Origin of the sequence: Formosa agariphila KMM 3901 (assembly GCF_000723205.1) — a bacterium.
Classification (GTDB): domain Bacteria; phylum Bacteroidota; class Bacteroidia; order Flavobacteriales; family Flavobacteriaceae; genus Formosa; species Formosa agariphila.
In genome coordinates this window covers 178,304-196,840 of the sequence record NZ_HG315671.1, presented here as the reverse complement: position 1 = coordinate 196,840, position 18,537 = coordinate 178,304, and the positions used below count along the sequence as shown (strand labels likewise).

At 33.8% G+C, this 18,537-nt stretch carries 15 protein-coding genes and 1 tRNA gene; 10 read left to right on the top strand and 6 right to left on the bottom strand.

What is annotated here, in order from left to right:
• The first annotated feature begins 1,653 nt into the window (after positions 1–1,653).
• Together BN863_RS00795 and BN863_RS00790 are read left to right on the top strand one after the other, a co-directional pair.
• A complete protein-coding gene (locus BN863_RS00795; protein ID WP_038526262.1) occupies positions 1,654–2,388 on the top strand; it encodes a LytR/AlgR family response regulator transcription factor in 735 nt (244 codons plus the stop codon).
• Between the two features lies 1 nt (position 2,389).
• Positions 2,390–4,384, top strand: coding sequence for a tetratricopeptide repeat protein (locus tag BN863_RS00790; protein WP_051774412.1), 1,995 nt, complete (start codon positions 2,390–2,392; stop codon positions 4,382–4,384).
• Position 4,385: 1 nt separating this feature from the next.
• Here the strand turns inward: BN863_RS00790 and BN863_RS00785 are convergent, their stop codons facing one another.
• A complete protein-coding gene (locus tag BN863_RS00785) occupies positions 4,386–4,952 on the bottom strand; it encodes a DUF3109 family protein (protein ID WP_038526259.1) in 567 nt (188 codons plus the stop codon).
• A gap of 94 nt (positions 4,953–5,046) precedes the next feature.
• On the opposite strand from BN863_RS00785, the gene BN863_RS00780 reads away from it, so the two are divergent.
• Both BN863_RS00780 and BN863_RS00775 read left to right on the top strand, forming a co-directional pair.
• Positions 5,047–5,628 carry a MarC family protein gene (locus tag BN863_RS00780; protein ID WP_038526256.1) on the top strand — a complete coding sequence of 194 codons (582 nt, stop codon included), beginning with the start codon at positions 5,047–5,049 and terminating at the stop codon, positions 5,626–5,628.
• 1 nt (position 5,629) lies between these two features.
• Positions 5,630–5,833, top strand: a complete 204-nt coding sequence (locus tag BN863_RS00775) for a hypothetical protein (protein WP_038526253.1) — start codon at positions 5,630–5,632, stop codon at positions 5,831–5,833.
• 34 nt (positions 5,834–5,867) lie between these two features.
• On the opposite strand, the gene BN863_RS00770 is transcribed toward BN863_RS00775, so the two are convergent.
• The 3 genes from BN863_RS00770 to BN863_RS00760 form a co-directional block, all read right to left on the bottom strand.
• Positions 5,868–7,457: a S41 family peptidase gene (locus BN863_RS00770; protein ID WP_038526250.1), complete on the bottom strand. Its 1,590-nt coding sequence runs from the start codon at positions 7,455–7,457 to the stop codon at positions 5,868–5,870.
• A complete protein-coding gene (locus BN863_RS00765) occupies positions 7,457–7,888 on the bottom strand; it encodes a deoxycytidylate deaminase (protein WP_038526247.1) in 432 nt (143 codons plus the stop codon). Before BN863_RS00765 ends, BN863_RS00770 begins: the two co-directional genes overlap by 1 nt.
• A 158-nt stretch (positions 7,889–8,046) precedes the next feature.
• Positions 8,047–8,634 carry a HupE/UreJ family protein gene (locus BN863_RS00760; RefSeq protein WP_038526245.1) on the bottom strand — a complete coding sequence of 196 codons (588 nt, stop codon included), beginning with the start codon at positions 8,632–8,634 and terminating at the stop codon, positions 8,047–8,049.
• A gap of 359 nt (positions 8,635–8,993) precedes the next feature.
• Between BN863_RS00760 and BN863_RS00755 the strand changes: the two genes are divergently transcribed.
• Entirely contained in the window at positions 8,994–9,863 is an 870-nt protein-coding gene (locus BN863_RS00755) for an arsenite methyltransferase (protein WP_038526242.1), read from the top strand.
• Positions 9,864–10,084: 221 nt separating this feature from the next.
• Here BN863_RS00755 and BN863_RS00750 read toward each other — a convergent pair.
• Positions 10,085–10,166: transfer RNA gene (locus tag BN863_RS00750), tRNA-Leu, on the bottom strand.
• A 166-nt stretch (positions 10,167–10,332) separates the two neighbouring features.
• On the opposite strand from BN863_RS00750, the gene BN863_RS00745 reads away from it, so the two are divergent.
• From BN863_RS00745 to pth, 3 genes are all read left to right on the top strand, one after another.
• Positions 10,333–11,268 carry a ribose-phosphate pyrophosphokinase gene (locus BN863_RS00745; RefSeq protein ID WP_038526239.1) on the top strand — a complete coding sequence of 312 codons (936 nt, stop codon included), beginning with the start codon at positions 10,333–10,335 and terminating at the stop codon, positions 11,266–11,268.
• A gap of 29 nt (positions 11,269–11,297) precedes the next feature.
• Entirely contained in the window at positions 11,298–11,909 is a 612-nt protein-coding gene (locus tag BN863_RS00740; RefSeq protein ID WP_038526236.1) for a 50S ribosomal protein L25/general stress protein Ctc, read from the top strand.
• Positions 11,910–12,055: 146 nt separating this feature from the next.
• The gene (gene pth / locus BN863_RS00735; RefSeq protein ID WP_394331983.1) at positions 12,056–12,622 is read left to right on the top strand and encodes an aminoacyl-tRNA hydrolase; all 567 of its coding nucleotides are present in this window, start codon (positions 12,056–12,058) and stop codon (positions 12,620–12,622) included.
• 131 nt (positions 12,623–12,753) lie between these two features.
• Here pth and BN863_RS00730 read toward each other — a convergent pair whose 3' ends face one another.
• Complete coding sequence (locus tag BN863_RS00730; protein ID WP_038526231.1) at positions 12,754–16,089, bottom strand: reprolysin-like metallopeptidase; 3,336 nt, start codon at positions 16,087–16,089, stop codon at positions 12,754–12,756.
• Positions 16,090–16,266: 177 nt separating this feature from the next.
• Between BN863_RS00730 and BN863_RS00725 the strand changes: the two genes are divergently transcribed.
• Complete coding sequence (locus tag BN863_RS00725) at positions 16,267–17,205, top strand: bifunctional riboflavin kinase/FAD synthetase (protein WP_038526228.1); 939 nt, start codon at positions 16,267–16,269, stop codon at positions 17,203–17,205.
• Positions 17,198–18,511 (top strand): HTTM domain-containing protein, encoded by a 1,314-nt coding sequence (locus BN863_RS00720; RefSeq protein ID WP_038526225.1) that lies wholly within the window; start codon positions 17,198–17,200, stop codon positions 18,509–18,511. The genes BN863_RS00725 and BN863_RS00720 overlap by 8 nt, the downstream gene beginning before the upstream one ends.
• Positions 18,512–18,537: the final 26 nt, after the last annotated feature.

Here is an 18,537-nt window from a genome sequence, read left to right as displayed (position 1 = left end):
GTGAGTGTGCATGCATGTATGGAATCTGTTTGTTGTATTTAGCTGTGCAAGTTTCGTGTAGTTATATCAGTATTTTTCTGTTTTCGTTTTAGTAATATATTTACGTTAAAATGGAAAGTCGAGCGGTCTGTTGATGTGTCGGTGGTTGTTGATCGTGGTGTGAAGGATATGTTTGATTGCCATGTTGGTTTGTATTTGTGAGTATCGGATTAGTTCTGTTGAGATGATGTATTGTTTTGTTCTTATTAATAAATGTAATTGATAAATATTGACAAGGTAAAAAGTTAAAATAGCCACGGGTGGTTTTTCGGCAGGATGGCCAATAAGTGTCTTTTTTTAGTATAAGAATAACAGAAAATCCGCGGGGGGGGGGTGGGGCGAGGGTAGAAGTGAGCTTGGAGGAGAGGAACAAGTGGTTGTTGTTTGTGGGGGTGAGAGGTAAGGGGGTGGGGGAGGACACACAACTCCAACCCCCGTTCTTGTTTTGTCTAGTTGGTGCGGGTAGGAGAGTTTGGTTGGTACTTTAAACCCCCTTAAAAAAATAAGGGAGTCCCTTATTAAATGAGGCTGTGCTTTGTTCGGGAAGAATGAGTGGACAAAAAACTAAAAGATATGTGGATTTTTGGTAGGGGTGGTTGTGGTTGGTGGCTTATTAGGAAGGAGAGTATTTGGGGTAATCTCGAGTGTGGTTGGAAAGAGTCAACAGAATAATGTGTTGTAATCCAATAAAAATAAATATCAAATATTAAATTAAGTTTACCCAAATCCATTGCTTCCGTTTTAAAAAATTGCTTTTCTTTGAGGTTTAGAACTTAAAATCCCTGAGAAGATGAAAGGGAAAAATGAATTTTTCTACCAGCGTTATTAATGACTGTGGTGTCAGTCGGACAAGAAAAAAAAGAATAAACTTTAAATGAGAATACTCAATTAATTGAGGCTACTTATTTTCATGATAATGGTGTAGTAAGCCAAACGGGTTTTTACTCATTAGATGGTAAGTTACAGGGAGAATGGAAACAATATGATACTTCAGGAAAGAAACTTAGTGGTGCAAATTATAACAATGGCGAAAAAGTTGGAAAATGGTTTTTCTGGGGAGAAGATGCTTTAAAAGAAGTAGACTATTCAAACAATGCTATTGCAAGTGTTAGTGAATGGGATAACAAAAGCACTCGTGTTGTAAGTCAATAAACAAAACATATATTCATACAAAAAAAGCATCTCTTTTCAGGATGCTTTTTTTGTATGTAAAAAGTAAGTTGTTATAAACCTGCTTCAATCCAAGGCCAAGTTGAAATGTCTACTAGAGTTCCATCGTCATAAGCATCAGGTGGCCCTGCGTTGTAATGGTCTTAAAATAAAAGAGAACCTAAAGTAGGTTCTCTTTTTTCCCAAAAAATTAACAAATAACTAATCAATTTATTCAACTAACAATATTATAATTCGCTGCGAAATTACTCACAGAAGTATCTTCAACATTACATTGCATTTCACTTCAATATCGATACATTATTTAATAAAATTACAAATAAATATATAATCAGCTAACAATATTGTGTAATTAGCATTTTTAATCATAAAAAAATAAATTAATACTAATTAAGTAAATGAGAATATATTAATACTTTATATTTATCCTATATTTTAAGACTTATGATTAAAGCTGTTATTGTAGATGATGAACCTAAAGCCATACAAGGACTCTCTTGGGAATTAGGGAATTTTAAAAACGAGATAGACGTTATAAAAACATTTACTTCACCAGAAGAAGCTATTTTATATCTTAATAGCACACCTCCAGATTGCTTATTCCTAGATATACAAATGCCAACAATGGATGGATTTCAGTTTTTAGACAAGTTAATAAATCGCCAATTTGCAGTAGTCATTACCACTGCTTATAACGAATACGGTATAAAAGCAATAAAGCAAGAAGTAACAGATTACTTACTAAAGCCTATAGATTCTGATGATTTAAGAGATACAATTTATAAAATAAAAAAACATAAATCTAAACATAACAACACAGCACAATTAGAACATGCACTTACTAAGTTTAACGGAAAACTAAACAATAACCGTATCACAATAAACACCGACGGTAAACTGTTATTTGTAGAAGTAGACGATATTTTATTTGTGGAATCGGACGGAAATTACAGTACTATATTCTTAATGAATAATCAGAAAATTGTACTCACTAAAAAACTAAAGGAAGTCAATGCGATGCTTCCGGAGCATTATTTCTTTAGAATACACAATTCGTATATTGTTAACCTCACTAAAATTAAAGAATATATTAAAAATGACGGTTATGTGATAATGCAATCGAATAAAAAAATACCAGTAGCTAGACAACGTAAATCAGACTTCTTAGATCGCCTATAACATGCAAACAAACCAAGCGACTTTTGCTTTAACTAACACAAGAATAATCCAGTACGTGGTACTCACTTTATTCTTATGCTGTTCTTATAGTTCTAAAGCTCAAACAAACACTTTAGACACACTTTATATTCAGCGTTTAAAACAGGTGGTAAAAGAAAAACCAATTCATTATTACGAATTAGAAGCTGCCTTAAATGGAGATAAAAAAGATAGCTTAAAGATGGAATATCTTAAAGTTCAATCTCATTTAGTCTCGTATTTAGAAGGAGAAGCCTACGCCTTAAATGCACTTGGAACTATTGTACGAAATATGTCTTTATATGAAAAAGCCATAATTTACCACAAGAAAGCCTTGGAGATTTCCATAGAAGCAAAAAACGATGTTCTACACACCATTTCACTTAACTTAATTGGTGTAGCCTATCGCAGAATGGATTTAGTAAAACCTGCTTTAGATTATCATAAGAAAGCCTACGATATAGCCTCAAAAGCACTTAAAAACAATCCTGAGATTGCCGATTTAGAACACAGTATGGCAATTTCCAGAAACAGTATGGGAAATATCTATTTAGCCCTAAAACAATACGATTTAGCCTTAAAGCAGTTTGAACGCTCCCAGTCTATTGAACGAAAAAATAAAAATTTACGTGGACTAGCCATTAATTATCAAAACATAGGTTATGCCTTAGAACACAAAGGTGACTTAACACAAGCATTAGATAATTATAAAATCTCCTTAGATTATAATGAACAATTAGACTCTAAAATAGGTCGTGTTATTTGCTATAATTCTATGACCCAGATTTATATTAAACAAGGAAAATACGAAGAGGCTCTAGAATTAATATCTAACACTTTAGATAATGCCATAGAACTTGGAGACAAATATTATTTAGCACAAACGTATGTCAATCTAGGTTGGGCACAAGAGCGACTTGACAAAAACGAAGAAGCCAAAATAAACTTAAACAAAGCGCTAGAATTATCTAAAACATACGAATTAACCATGTTTTCATCAGACGCATTACTTCACCTATCTGAACTGTATGCTAAATCTGAAAACTATGAGAATGCATATACTTTTTACAAAGAAAGTATTAAGTACGAAAACAGTGTGACTAACGAGCGTAATTTAAATTACGTTAACGACCTGATTATAGAATACGAACATGAAACTAAAAATAATCAGATACAAGAATTAGCTAACGAAAACGAACTTGTACGAAGCAAGTTAGAGCGTAACAAAAAATTCTTTTGGTATACAGCAATATTAATTTCGTTGTTTACAACCATGATTATCATCATTATTAGACACCGTCAATTAAAGCAAGAAAAGCAGATTATAACGCTAGAACAAGATATGTTACGTAGCCAAATGAATCCGCATTTTATATTTAATTCTTTAAACTCCATCAAGTTATATATAATTAATAACGACAAGGAAAAAGCGGTTTACTACCTTAATAAATTCTCGAAACTTATTCGAAAAATTCTAATTGCGTCTACAGAAAAAGAAATGACTTTAGAAGACGAATTAGACACAATGAAATTATATATAAATATTGAGAATATTAGATTCGAAAATGAAATTCAGTTTAATATAGGTATAGAGAAAGGTCTTAATATTAGCAACATTAGAGTACCATCGCTTATTTTACAACCGTTCTTGGAAAACGCATTGTGGCATGGTTTGTCGTCTAAAAAGAATAATAAAACAATAGATTTATACGTTTATCAAAATGCCCCTGATTATATAAATATTAGCATTGAAGACAACGGTATTGGACGAGCAAAATCTGAACGCATAAACAGTCAGAAAATTCTAAAACGAAAATCTGTAGGTATTGCTATTACAAAAGCACGTCTAGCTAATTTTTCTAGACGCTATGCCAACGATTATAAATTTAAAATTGAAGATTTATACAACGATAGGAATAAAGCTATAGGAACAAAAGTACTGTTACAAATCCCTATTCCACATTCTGGTAAAGCATAATCTACTTATAGGTTTCGGCAACTTTTTCAAGTTCCATATACCAATCTTCACCAAATTTTCTAATTAGAGCCTCTTTAACAAACTTATAGATAGGCACGCCTAATTCTTTACCTAAAGAACAGGCATCGTCGCAAATTTCCCAGCGGTCGTAGTTAACGGCAGAAAACTCTGTAAAATCTTTAATTCGGATTGGGTACAAGTGGCAAGACACGGGCTTTTTCCAATCTACTTCACCTTGATTATAAGCTTCTTCGATAGCACAAAGGGCAGTCTTTTTTTCATCGAAAATAACATACGCACAATCTGCACCATTAATAAGAGGCGTTTCTAAATCGCCAAAATCTGTAACTATAGATGTACCTTGAGCCTCAATAGCATCTATACCTTCCTGTCTTAAAAATGGTTTTACCTTGGGGTAAATATCTTCAAGAATTTTCACTTCTTCTTTATCTAACGGCGCACCAGCATCGCCATCAATACAACATGCACCTTTACACGCCGACAAATTACAGAGAAAATCTTTCTCGATAATCTCTTCTGAAATTATGGTTTTTCCTATTTGAAACATGCTGCAAAAATAGACAAACTTTATATTTAATTATTATAGATAGTCTGTTTAATCTAGTACTTTTGCCGAAAATTTAAAAATCAAGATTAAAACTATGCAATTCGATATTAAAGAAATATTTACAGCGTTTATGATTTTATTTGCTGTAATAGATATTATAGGAAATATTCCTATTATTATTGATTTACGTAAAAAAATGGGACATATACAAAGTGAGAAAGCATCTATAATTGCTGGTGTTATCTTAATTGTATTCTTATTTTTAGGAAATAGTATTTTAAAACTAATTGGTATAGATGTAAACTCTTTTGCTGTTGCTGGGTCTTTTATCCTATTTTTTATCGCTTTAGAAATGATATTAGGTATTACACTTTATAAGCAAGAAGAACAAAGTTCGGTTACAGCCACGGTGTTTCCGTTGGCATTCCCTTTAATTGCGGGACCTGGTAGTTTAACAACCTTACTTTCGCTTAGAGCTGAATTTAGAACAGAAAATATTATTGTGGCAGTACTAGCAAACGTTATTTTAATTTACATTGTGTTAAAAACGTCGTCTGCAATTGAACGTATAATCGGACAAACAGGAATTAACATCATTCGTAAAGTATTTGGTGTTATATTGCTAGCCATTGCAGTAAAACTATTTGCACACAACATTAAAGCCTTATTTATATAATATGAAAATATTCTCAATCATTTTATCGGTAATCGCGATTGCTCTTATTATTTTTAATAGCACTCAAATAGATTTTAATAATCCTTTTGGAGATGAAAGTATTGTTGCCTTAATTACAATAATGGCGTTATTATGTGCTATTGTATTATTGCTGATATTAAACACATCTAAAAGCATTGAAAATAAGCTTAAAAACAGAAAATAAGTAGACATAAAAGAAGCAGCAGCGTTAAAGTATTTTAATGCTGCTCGCTTAGTGCAATAACTTTTTTAACCATATCGTCTTCATTAATAAAGACTTCTGTATAAGCTCCTTTACCAAATAATTGGTCGGCTATTGCAGCTTTTAAATATAATTTTACTTGGGCTGGATGAGAAAGAAAAGAGATACTCGCAGCCATTCGGGCATTAATATAATCCTGAAATTTAGTTACTAAATCGTCGCTCACTTCATAAGTTTCTACAAACTCTTCTCTATTGTGACCATCGAAAACGTGTCTGTCTTTTTCTAACTCTTCGAAAATAAAATAATTAATAAATCCGCGGTCTTCTAAAAACCATAAGGTTTCATTCTCCTCATTTGTTGAAAACGGCACAAACACATCTGGAATAATTCCGCCTCCACCATACACCACTTTTCCTTTAGGTGTGGTAAATTTTAAAGAATCTGCCACTATTATTTTTGCTGAATCTAGAAGTTCTCCGCTTTCTAATCGCTCTAAATATTCGGCATAGTAATCTTTATTGCCGTCACTATAAGAACGCTGTATTGAGCGTCCTGTAGGCGTGTAATATCTAGATACGGTTAAGCGCACTGCACTCCCATCGCCTAACTCCATCTCACGTTGCACTAAGCCTTTACCATAAGAGCGCCTACCTACAATAGTACCTTTATCGTTATCTTGTAAAGCTCCTGCTACAATCTCACTTGCCGAAGCCGAATTTTCATTAATTAAAACATAAACTTCACCCGTTTCAAAATCACCTTTTTCGGTAGCAAAGCTTTTGTCAATATTTCCTCTTTTATTTTTTGTGAAAAGAATTAGTTTTTCATCCTCTAAAAACTCATCAACAATTTGCTCGGCAACAGCTAAAAAACCACCTGGATTATCTCTTAAATCGAGAGTTATTTCGGTTGCTCCTTCTGCTTTTAATTCGAGTAATGCTTTTTTAAATTCTCTATATGTAGATTCAGCAAAGCGATTTACCTTAATATAGCCCAACGTATTTGTTAGCATATAGCTGGCATCTACACTCCTTATTGGAATTACATCCCGAGCAACATCGAAATCTAAAATTTGATTGGTGTCTTTACGGAATACTTTTAAATGCACTTTAGAATTTATAGGACCTTTTAAACGATGAACTATATCTAGGTTGTCTAAATATTTTCCGAAAAGCGAATCTCCGTCGGCAAAAATAATACGATCACCTCCTAAAATTCCTGCTTTGGCGCTTGGCCCATCGTCTACCGTACGTATTACAGTAACGGTATCTTTATATGTATAAAAATGCACACCAATACCTACAAAATCACCTTTCATATTTTCTGAAACACGCTCCATATCCTCTTTAGGAATATAAACCGAATGCGGATCTAAGGTTTCGAGTATACCATTTACCGTAATATCTACAATACTATCGGTATTAACATCGTCTACATATTCGTAGTCGATATAATCTATTAAGCGATTAAGTTTTTGCTTTTTACTATTAGAAGTGAATAACCTATCGGAAGTATCAGAAAAATTTAACTTACCTCCAATAAAAATCCCGACCGCCATAGCAGTCCCAATAATTAAAGGTAAATATGTTTTTCTTATTCCCATTACGCCGATAAATCTTCAATATATTCTATTTGTATGCCTGCTTTTTCTAAAAAATCTAAACCAGAATTGTCCTTATATTTATTGCAATATACCACACGTACAATACCAGCTTGATGTATTAACTTACTACACTCTTTACAAGGCGAGAGAGTAATGTATAAGGTTGCACCTTTGCAAGATTGTGTAGAAGCTGCTACTTTAAGAATCGCATTAGCTTCGGCATGTAAGACATACCATTTGGTATACCCTGCTTCATCTTCGCAAAAATTATCGAATCCTGTTGGAGTTCCATTAAATCCATCAGAAATAATCATTCTATCTTTAACAATAACTGCTCCCACTTGTTTGCGTTCACAGAACGATAATTTTCCCCACTCCCTAGCTATTCGTAAATAAGCCTTGTCGTACTTAAGCTGCTTTTTGTTCGGCATTAAAAAAGTTTAAATTGTGATGCATTCTTTTTTGAATTAAAAAACTGATAATTAACGGTCTTTAATTCTATAAACTGAAGAACTTATTAACGAAGATAGTCCGTTAAAGGTGTAATAACAATGGTAAATCGTTAAATTTTTGAGAAAACTTATGGAAACTAAGCGATGAGCTCATTTTCTAAAATCATAGGAATTACTAACCCTATAACGATAGACGACACCACTAAAACCCAGTCACGTTTACTAAACCTAAATACGGTTTGCATGATATACCCAACAAATAAAACTACAAATACTATTATAATTTGAGCAACTTCTATCCCTAAAGCAAATTCTAATAAGGGTAAAAGTTTCTGACTTGCTCCACCAATTAATAAATGAAACTCTCTTGCAAAACCTAAGCCGTGAATTATTCCGAAAAATAAAGCCGAAAAGAACAACAGCCCCACCCCTTTATTAAGCGTTTTACCTGCGGTAAACAAATTATAAACGGCCATAATAAATATGGTAACAGGAATTAAAAATTCGACAATTACTCCATTTATTTTTACTACATCGTAAGCCGCTAATATTAAAGAAATTGTATGACCTAATGTAAAAAGAGAAACCAAAATTAAAACACGCTTCCAATCTTTAAAAACATACGCAACAGTTAAAACCATAAGAAATAATACATGGTCGTAACCATTAATATCTAACACATGGTTTATACCATATTCAACATAAAATAGAAAATCGTCTAGCATAAGTTTTTAATTTTTAGGGAGATTATATTAAGGAATTCGCCTGAACACGCACGTTTTCACGAGTACACGGGTTCAGAATTTCCGGCGGTAAAATTAAGAAAAAGAAATCACTTAAAAACAGCAAGGCTTACGATTTAAAAATCCAGCACAAACTCGAGGTCTAACACATCTTAAATAAAACATAAAATGAAAAATTAGAATGTTTATTTTCTTATTTAATCGTAATATTACAATACATAAATATTTAGATTTTAAGAGTAAGGCTTTTAATCTTTTACGACTTAAATTTAACACCGTTTTCAATTTTTATTTTAGTAATGAATTCACATAAAGACTGAATACACTAAACACAAATTAAAATGAACAAAGAGCAAGAATTAAAAAATATTGTAAAAGAAAGATACACTACCATAGCAGAGCAAGGCAAAGCAGAAAACGCATCATCATGCTGTGGCGCAACTACAAGTAGCAACAAAGTGTACAATATTATGATGGACGATTATTCTGCAACTAAAGGCTATGTAGAAGATGCCGATTTAGGATTAGGCTGTGGACTACCTACACAATTTGCTAAAATTAAATCTGGAGACACGGTTATCGATTTAGGTTCGGGAGCTGGAAACGATGCTTTTGTTGCTAGACACGAGACAGGTGCTGCTGGAAAAGTAATAGGTATAGACTTTACGCCTATTATGATTGAAAAAGCACGTGCTAATGCAGACAAACTAGGATATAACAATGTTGAATTTAGAGAAGGCGACATCGATAATATGCCAGTAAGCGATAATACTGCCGATGTCATTGTAAGCAATTGCGTTTTAAACCTTGTACCTAATAAGACTAAAGTCATTTCAGAAATTCACCGCGTGCTAAAACCGAGCGGCCATTTTAGTATTTCAGACGTGGTTTTAGTTGGCGAGCTTCCGCAAGCATTAAAAGAAGATGCCGAAATGTATGCAGGTTGTGTTGCAGGTGCGATTCAAAAATCTGAATACATACAAACCATAGAAAATCAAGGATTTAAAAATGTAACAATACAAAAAGAAAAACCTATTGTTATTCCTGACGATATTTTAAAGAAATATCTATCGACAGAAGAAGTTGAAGCTTTTAATACAAAAACAACGGGTATATTTAGTATTACAGTATATGCCGAAAAACAAGGTGGTTTTAAAAGCATCACCACAAACAACAGCAATACATGTACTCCTGGAGGCGGCTGTTGTTAATGACATTTTAACACGACTGACTTCAGTTTAAAAATTTTAAATCTCAATGGATATCGTTTCATTGAGATTTTTTTGTATTAAGATAGAAACACAATTCCTCCAAATCGATTGTTTAATCGTTTTAAGAAACTAAGGTCTAAAATGGAATTAATTAAAAGCGATTATGATGTTATATTGAAATAAAAAATCCTTGCTAATTATTTAATTAACAAGGATTTACGTACTCAAGGTGGGAATCGAACCCACACTCCCGAAAGAATTGGATTTTGAATCCAACGCGTCTACCAATTCCGCCACTTGAGCTTAAATTTTGAATTTTCATTCTAGCAGAATGCAAAAGTAAATTATTTTTAGTTAAAGTTCCTAAAAATTACAACACATATTTCTTCTCTAGTTAAAATAAATGTCTAAATTTGCACCGAAATTAAGAACCCTGTAGTGTTTAACACTAATAAACAACGCGTTACATATGCCAATGACTGAAGCTAAAATTTTTACCTGTAATCAAAGTAGAGAATTAGCTGAGAAAATTGCAGCATCCTATGGTACACACCTAGGAAATGTAATTACCTCAACTTATAGCGATGGAGAATTCCAACCTTCTTACGAAGAATCTATTCGAGGTACTCGTATTTTTATTATTGGATCAACACACCCAGGGCCTCAAAATTTAATGGAAATGTTGTTAATGATTGATGCTGCAAAACGTGCATCAGCAAGACACATAACCGCGGTTTTACCTTATTTTGGTTGGGCAAGACAAGATCGTAAAGATAAACCTAGAGTGCCAATTGCAGCGAAATTAGTTGCTAAAATGCTAGAAACAGCTGGTGCAACTCGTATTATCACTATGGACTTACACGCCGATCAAATTCAAGGATTTTTTGAAAAACCAGTCGATCACCTTTTTGCATCCACAATCTTTTTACCTTACCTAAAGTCCCTTAATTTAGACAACTTAACCATTGCATCTCCAGATATGGGAGGATCAAAACGTGCTTACGCCTATTCTAAAGCTTTAGAAAGTGATGTTGTTATTTGTTATAAGCAACGTGCGAAAGCTAATGTGATTTCATATATGGAATTGATTGGTGATGTCACTGGTAAGAATGTTGTTTTAGTAGATGACATGGTAGATACTGCAGGAACATTAACTAAAGCAGCAGATTTAATGATGGAACGTGGCGCTCTAAGTGTAAGAGCAATTTGTACACATCCTATCTTATCTGGAGACGCTTATAAGAAGCTTGAAGCTTCAAAACTAGAAGAATTAATAGTAACAGACTCTATTCCTTTAAGTCAGCATAGCGACAAGATAAGAGTACTTACTTGTGCTGATTTATTTTCTGGTGTCATGCAAAATGTACACTACAATAAATCAATCAGTTCAAAATTCGTAATGTAAATACAATTTAATACTTAATATAAATAAAAATGAAATCAATTACAATCAACGGATCTCTAAGAGAAAGCGTAGGCAAAAAAGCAACAAAAGCCTTACGTAATGCTGGTCAGGTTCCTTGCGTATTATACGGAGGAGATAAACCAGTTCATTTTACAGCAGAAGAATTGGCATTCTCTAAACTTGTATACACACCAAATGCGCATACAGTTGTAATTACTTTAGCTAATGGGGAATCTTTTAATGCAATCATGCAAGACATTCAGTTTCACCCAGTAACTGACAATATTTTACACGTAGATTTCTACCAAACTTTCGACGATAAAGAAATCTCTATGGACATCCCTGTTACTTTTGTTGGTAACTCTCGTGGTGTTAAAAATGGTGGTGTTTTACGTAAAAACAAACGTAGCTTAAGAGTAAAAGCTCTTCCTGCTAACTTACCAGATTTTATCGAAGCAGATATTACTCCGCTTAAAATTGGTGGTAAATTATACATTACAACTTTAGAAAACGAAGCTTACAAATTTATGCACCCAGATAACACTGTGGTATGTCAAGTAAGACGTTCTAGAGCTGCAATTATTGAAGACGACGATGAAGATGAAGAAGGAGCAGAAGTAGAAGCAACTACTGAAGCATAGTCTTTTTATAGTTCTATAAAAATCAAGAAGCATCCTGTTTATTCAGGATGCTTTTTTTATTTTAGCAAAAATTTAAATCTGATATGTTCGCGTTTATTTCATCCCTTTTCAAGTCTAAACCCGCGACCGTAAATACAACAGACCGTATGAAAAAATTCTTAATTGTTGGCCTTGGTAATATTGGCGACAAATACGAAAACACACGCCATAATATTGGCTTTAAAATATTAGACCATTTAGCTAAAACAGAATCTTTATCTTTTGAGACCCAAAAACTAGGCGATTTAACGACTTATAAATTTAAAGGCCGAACCTTTATATTACTTAAGCCAAGTACGTTTATGAATTTAAGTGGAAAAGCCGTACAGTATTGGATGACCAAAGAAAACATTCCGTTAGAAAACGTCTTAATAATTACAGACGATTTAAACTTGGCTTTCGGTAGCATTCGATTAAAAGGAAAAGGTAGCGATGGAGGCCATAATGGATTAAAAGACATTCAGGCTAAACTAAACACCACGCAATACAACCGATTCCGATTTGGTATTAGTGACGAATTTAGCAAAGGGAGACAAATAGATTATGTACTTGGAGAATGGACTGTTGAAGAAAACGACAAGCTTCCAGAACGCCTAGACAAATCTATAGAACTCATCAAATCGTTTGGTACAGCTGGACTGAACAATACAATGAATACCTTTAACGGAAAATAAACATCATATCCATTCTTGCTGCTTAAAATCAATTTTTAAGCCTCAAAGAACAATCATATCATTACAAAGATAGCCAAGAATCAAGCGGATTGATTCTTGGCTATCTTTATTTAAATCGGGTGGACTATTAATTATTCAATAACCACCTTCTTGATAGACCTGTGAATTCCATCGCTGACTTCTAATAAATACAGTCCTGATGATACTTGGTCTAAAACTATATTCTGACTAAAAGTATATGTGTTTTGGTATGCTTTAGAGAAAACTCGTCTTCCACTAATATCATATAACACAACATCTATGGCATTTGCCGAAGTAGACGTTAACGACACTGTAAAACTTCCGTTATTCGGATTTGGCCATACACCAAAATCACTAAAAGCATGGTCTTCCACACTTAAAGTGGGAACAATATTAAGTTTATAATCTTCAACTTCACCATCAAACATAGTCTCACAAGACCCAGGATTAGTTCTATATTTAGTAGATACACGCATTCTTGTATCATCGTTTAACACAGCATCTAACGGCACAGTAATGACCAATGGCGAACCACCTGTAATACCATTTGTAACATTTGTTGCCTCTCCCAACTCGTACAATTCTCCGACATCGTTAAAATCGCAATTGTTATTCCAATCAATCCAAACTATAGTTTTGGTCGTATAATCTCCCGACGTATTAACATAAACAGAGAGTGGGTAATCTTCTCCTCTAACTACCCGATTAGCAAGCGAAGTAAAATCGCTATACCCAGATTTACCAGACACATTATCTATGGTATTAAACACTACACGAGTTGTAGATGTTTGTAAAGTAGCGACTGTATTGTTTCCATACGATTCGCAAACGGTGCATAAACTGGTTGTAAAACTAAACACTTGAGAATTGCCACTAACCGTACAATCGTTTATGGCACGAACTCGCCAATAATACGTGGTTAAAGGTTCTAAGTCTTGAAAATCGAATTGATTCTCTGTTACCTGATAACGATTCACTGTTCCCGAAAAGTTTGAAGACGTAGATAGTTCTAATTCATATTCAGAAGCATGAGTTACCGCTGCCCAAGACAATGTCGAGTTTTCCGAAACTTCTGTTGCTCCATTAGATGGACTTAATAAATTTGGAGCATCAATATCAGACGCTTCAACATCTATAGTTGCCACAATAGTTTCCGTCATAGTACTCGCAGTTCCAATAATATTTATATCGCGAGCTGCTATTGCCGCGCCACTAAAATTAGTTAAGGTTAAAACAACAGCTGTATTGGTTTGCGCATTTGAAGGGGTAAAAGACGCTGTAACACCTGTTGGTAAATTTGTTGCAGAAAACGTGGTTACTTCATTAAAACCTGAAACTGTTGTATAGGTTAAAGGAATATTTATAGACGCCGCATCATTACAAACCATATACATTTCGTCTTGGTTAGTTTGCTCTATTACAAAAATTGGCCCAGATCTTTTTATACTGAAATCAGCATCAGAAATATCATAAAAAATATTATCTGCAGCTTCCACCATAATTCTACAATTATCACTTTCGTAATTAGGAACGATAATGGTTTCAACCCCATCGTTATCCACGTTTTCAGCCAAACTAATTGGATAAGTTAAACCTCCATCTAACGACAACTTAATATTTACTTTCTGGCTATTAATTGGAGCTTTATTAGTTTCTCCAACAACCCATTCTATGGATCTAGAAATACCAACATACCAATTATTAGTTACATTAGGTTTAGTTACTGTAAAAGGCGTACCATCTACTACATTTACCGTCATTAAATCACTACTAACTTGACCAATACCTATAGGATAACCACTTCCATTATCTCTTACGGTTAGAGCAAAATTCATTGTTCTAGCTACCGATGGCGTAACCTCCCATTTTGGTGTTAGATTACCTGCGACAACATCTGTTAAATTTGGCAAATAGCGATCTGGTGAATTGCTTGGTAAAATAGAACGGTATAAAGGACCAACAGTCCAAGTGGATTGTGGCGCACCATCTGACGGTGCTCTTTCTGGATCGTTTTGAGACCAGTTGTACGTTAACGTTTCTGTACCATCGGGATCTGTTCCTTTTCCACGCAATACAAAAGGTGTCGATACAGGAATGGTATAATCTTGACCTGCTAATGCCACTGGTGGCTGATTTGCTAATGCGGTTTGTTCGCCACAAGTACTATTCCCGCCTGCTTGTATATTTAAAGATATATCACGAATGTTTACATAATTAAAATGCGCATCAGAATTTGTCTGAACGTTATTAACCCCACAAACTCCAGAGTATCCCATAATAGAACTTCCAGAAGCAGGTTCAACTTCAGAGATGCCGTTTCCAGAACGCGAACACGTATTCATAGTATGCCAAGCACCAAATTGATGTCCCATTTCGTGAGACACAAAATCTATATCGAATGCATCTCCTGTCGGGTTATTCATGCCGGTATACCCTCTTCCTTTAGATATTTCTCCCGTAAACGGTTCTACAGCATCCACACAAACACAACCTATACAGCCTGAATTTCCACCAATTGTAGTATTAAAATTATGTCCTATATCATATAAACTTTCATCATTTAAAGTGGTAGAAATAACCTGTTGCGTCTTTGTACTAAACTCATTGTCCCATGGATCATTTTCTATATCGTAGTATAATAATTCATCATTTCTATCTATAAAAACTAAAGTAATAGCCAAATCACGCTCGTAAACTTCATTTACACGGTTTATAGTAATAGCCATTTGTGCCTGAATGTTAGCTTTCTTTTGCGCATCTGTTCCTGATCCGGCAAATAAAGCACCATAAGATGCGTTACAAGACAAGGCCAAACGAAACGTTCTTAGCGTACTATCATCAGTATTAGAACGCGATGTGCTTTGCTCGACTTTCAGAGATTTTAAATCTATATTCTCGTCGGTTAAACATTCAAAATCCTGGTTTCCAATTCCTAAATCAGATCTATTATACACCATATATTTATTACCATCAACGGTATAAGGATCTATAAATAACGATGTTCTTTGTCCCGACAATGAAAACACATGTAAACCGTTTTGGGTAATACTAAAACGCATTGTTGCTGTTTTATCATCTACTCCAATCCCTTTATAGGTTTTTATCATTGGAAATTTAGCCGCTAATTTTGGAGCCAATATTGAAGACTCTGTAACTTCGAACAATTGAAATGTACCATCAGACATTGGGAATTCCATAATAATTCCTGACGTATTTCTATTTTTATCACTTAACGGAGCTTGAGTTAAAGCCGCTTTAAAAGCCTCTAATTCTAAATGAAAAACTTGATAATTTTCCGGGTGTGTTTTACGTTCTAATGTTTTATTTGCAACACGCTCATTAGAAACATTTCTCCAAAATTTTGAAGTACTTTGTGCAAAAATAAAATTGAATTGAAGAGACACTAATAAAAGCAAAAGAAGCTTTTTTGTATACAGGTTTTTCATAAATTTAAATCTTTTTCAACATCAATGTAAACCGCATTTTAATGTCACAAAATCATGGTGGTTGTAAAAACATGACGTAGTTTTGCTTTAAATTGCGTATTACTTTATAAACGTTTACTTTAAGGTGAGCTAAAATAAACTTTTTAAACAATTACTTAACGATTACTTATTTATTAAATGGAAAAAGTCAGAAATTTTAACAATCTAGACTCCAAGATTTCTACAGTGGTAACTATAGGCACTTTTGACGGTGTACATTTAGGACATCAAAAAATATTAAAACGGCTGATTAATACTGCTAAGGAAACGCATTTAAAATCGGTTGTACTTACCTTTTTCCCTCACCCAAGAATGGTGCTCCAAAAGGATGCTAATATTAAATTAATTAATACTATTGAAGAGCGCAGCACTATACTAGAGCAATCGGGTTTAGATTATTTGTGTGTTCAAAAATTTAGCAAAGAGTTTTCTAGATTAACTGCTGAAGATTTTGTAAAAAAAATTCTTGTGAATCAACTTAGAGCAAAACGTGTTATAATTGGCTACGACCATCATTTTGGAAGAAATCGTTCGGCGAATATCGACGACTTACGCAAGTTTGGAGAACAGTTTAATTTTGAAGTTGAAGAAATTTCGGCTGAAGACGTAAACGAAGTTGCTGTAAGTTCTACTAAAATTAGAAAAGCACTTGAGGCTGGAGATATAGATAAAGCCAATGCCTATTTAGGCAATCCGTTTTGTTTAAACGGAACTGTTATTACAGGTAAAAAAATTGGAAAACAACTACAATATCCTACCGCAAATTTAAAGATTGAAGAGACTTACAAGCTCATTCCTAAACATGGGGTTTACGTTGTTAAATCTGAAATTGAAAACAAAACTGTTTTTGGAATGATGAATATTGGAAATAACCCAACAATCTCTGATGATTCTGAACAACATATAGAAATTCATTTTTTCGATTTTGATGCCGATTTATATGGCCAATCGTTACAAATAGATATGTTACACCGACTTAGAGACGAGAAAAAATTCGACTCTGTAGCCGATTTAAAATTACAATTACAACAAGACGAAAAAGATTCTTTACGATACATTTCTGAAGTAAATGGTTAATAAATTTCTATTTAAACATATTGACAATTCTGCTTTAATTGTCTTCCGAATTATTTTCGGACTTCTATGTTTTTTAGAAACTGTAGGCGCCATTTTTACTGGTTGGATTAGACGTGTACTTATAGAACCCGATTTTACTTTTTCGTTTATTGGACTAGAATGGCTACAACCACTTCCAGGAAATGGTATGTATATTTATTATGCCCTAATGGGACTTCTGGGCCTTTTCATCATGGTGGGTTATAAATACCGTTTTAGCGCCATTTCGTTTACCATCCTTTGGACTGGTTGTTATTTTATGCAAAAATCGTCGTACAATAACCACTACTATTTATTGATACTTCTTAGCGGAATTATGGCCGTACAACCCGCACATAAATATTTTTCTGTAGACGCCAAATTACATCCTGAAATTCAAAAAATTTCTATGCCTAGTTGGTGTAGCTGGCTATTTATTATACAAATGCTTATTGTATATACGTACGGTTCTATTAATAAAATATACCCAGACTGGTTAGACACTACGGTAATGGCTCATTTAATGAAGAGTAAAGCCAATTACTTTCTGGTTGGCGATTTGCTGCAACAAAAGACTGTACATTACTTTTTAGCTTATGGCGGCATTTTATTCGACGGCTTAATTATCCCGTTATTTTTATATAAACCAACACGAAAGTTGGCGTTTATGGCCTCGATTTTCTTTCATCTATTTAACTCGTTTGTCTTTCAAGTTGGAATATTCCCTTATTTATCCTTAGCTTTTGCATTGTTTTTTTACGAGCCAAAAATTATACATAAGCTCTTTTTTAAAAACAAAAAACCGTTTTACGATAAAGGAGAAGTTATTATACCAGAACACAGAAACCTTAGTGTTGGCGTTATGTTGGTATACTTTATAATTCAGCTTGTATTACCTATTCGTCATCATTTTATACAAGACAATGTACTATGGACAGAAGAAGGGCATCGCTTATCGTGGCGAATGATGTTACGAGCAAAAAGTGGGCACGCCACCTACACTATTAAAAACCACACCCAAAATAAGACTGAAATTGTAAAATTAAACGATTATTTATCTAGAAAGCAAGTCCGCTTAGCATCGAATAAACCAGATGTAATGTGGCAATTTTCGCAACGTTTAAAATCGGTTTATGCAGCCAAAGGCGATTCTATTTCTGTATATATTAGATCGCGAGTTAGCGTTAACGGAAAACAGTCGAAGCCATTTACAAACCCAGAGGTAGATATCGCGAATACAGAATGGTCTGCATGGAAGCATACCGATTGGATTCTACCATCAAAATAGGTTTATATTTTATTTCTTTCAACATA

Bases quoted from the DNA above. Each gene is read 5' to 3' on its own strand.
- BN863_RS00760 (WP_038526245.1), bottom strand. From the start codon at position 8,634: ATGCTAGACGATTTTCTATTTTATGTTGAATATGGTATAAACCATGTG.
- BN863_RS00725 (WP_038526228.1), top strand. From the start codon at position 16,267: ATGGAAAAAGTCAGAAATTTTAACAATCTAGACTCCAAGATTTCTACA.
- BN863_RS00730 (WP_038526231.1), bottom strand. From the start codon at position 16,089: ATGAAAAACCTGTATACAAAAAAGCTTCTTTTGCTTTTATTAGTGTCT.
- BN863_RS00720 (WP_038526225.1), top strand. From the start codon at position 17,198: ATGGTTAATAAATTTCTATTTAAACATATTGACAATTCTGCTTTAATT.
- BN863_RS00745 (WP_038526239.1), top strand. From the start codon at position 10,333: ATGCCAATGACTGAAGCTAAAATTTTTACCTGTAATCAAAGTAGAGAA.
- BN863_RS00780 (WP_038526256.1), top strand. From the start codon at position 5,047: ATGCAATTCGATATTAAAGAAATATTTACAGCGTTTATGATTTTATTT.
- BN863_RS00790 (WP_051774412.1), top strand. From the start codon at position 2,390: ATGCAAACAAACCAAGCGACTTTTGCTTTAACTAACACAAGAATAATC.
- pth (WP_394331983.1), top strand. From the start codon at position 12,056: ATGAAAAAATTCTTAATTGTTGGCCTTGGTAATATTGGCGACAAATAC.
- BN863_RS00770 (WP_038526250.1), bottom strand. From the start codon at position 7,457: ATGGGAATAAGAAAAACATATTTACCTTTAATTATTGGGACTGCTATG.
- BN863_RS00785 (WP_038526259.1), bottom strand. From the start codon at position 4,952: ATGTTTCAAATAGGAAAAACCATAATTTCAGAAGAGATTATCGAGAAA.
- BN863_RS00740 (WP_038526236.1), top strand. From the start codon at position 11,298: ATGAAATCAATTACAATCAACGGATCTCTAAGAGAAAGCGTAGGCAAA.
- BN863_RS00755 (WP_038526242.1), top strand. From the start codon at position 8,994: ATGAACAAAGAGCAAGAATTAAAAAATATTGTAAAAGAAAGATACACT.
- BN863_RS00795 (WP_038526262.1), top strand. From the start codon at position 1,654: ATGATTAAAGCTGTTATTGTAGATGATGAACCTAAAGCCATACAAGGA.
- BN863_RS00765 (WP_038526247.1), bottom strand. From the start codon at position 7,888: ATGCCGAACAAAAAGCAGCTTAAGTACGACAAGGCTTATTTACGAATA.
- BN863_RS00775 (WP_038526253.1), top strand. From the start codon at position 5,630: ATGAAAATATTCTCAATCATTTTATCGGTAATCGCGATTGCTCTTATT.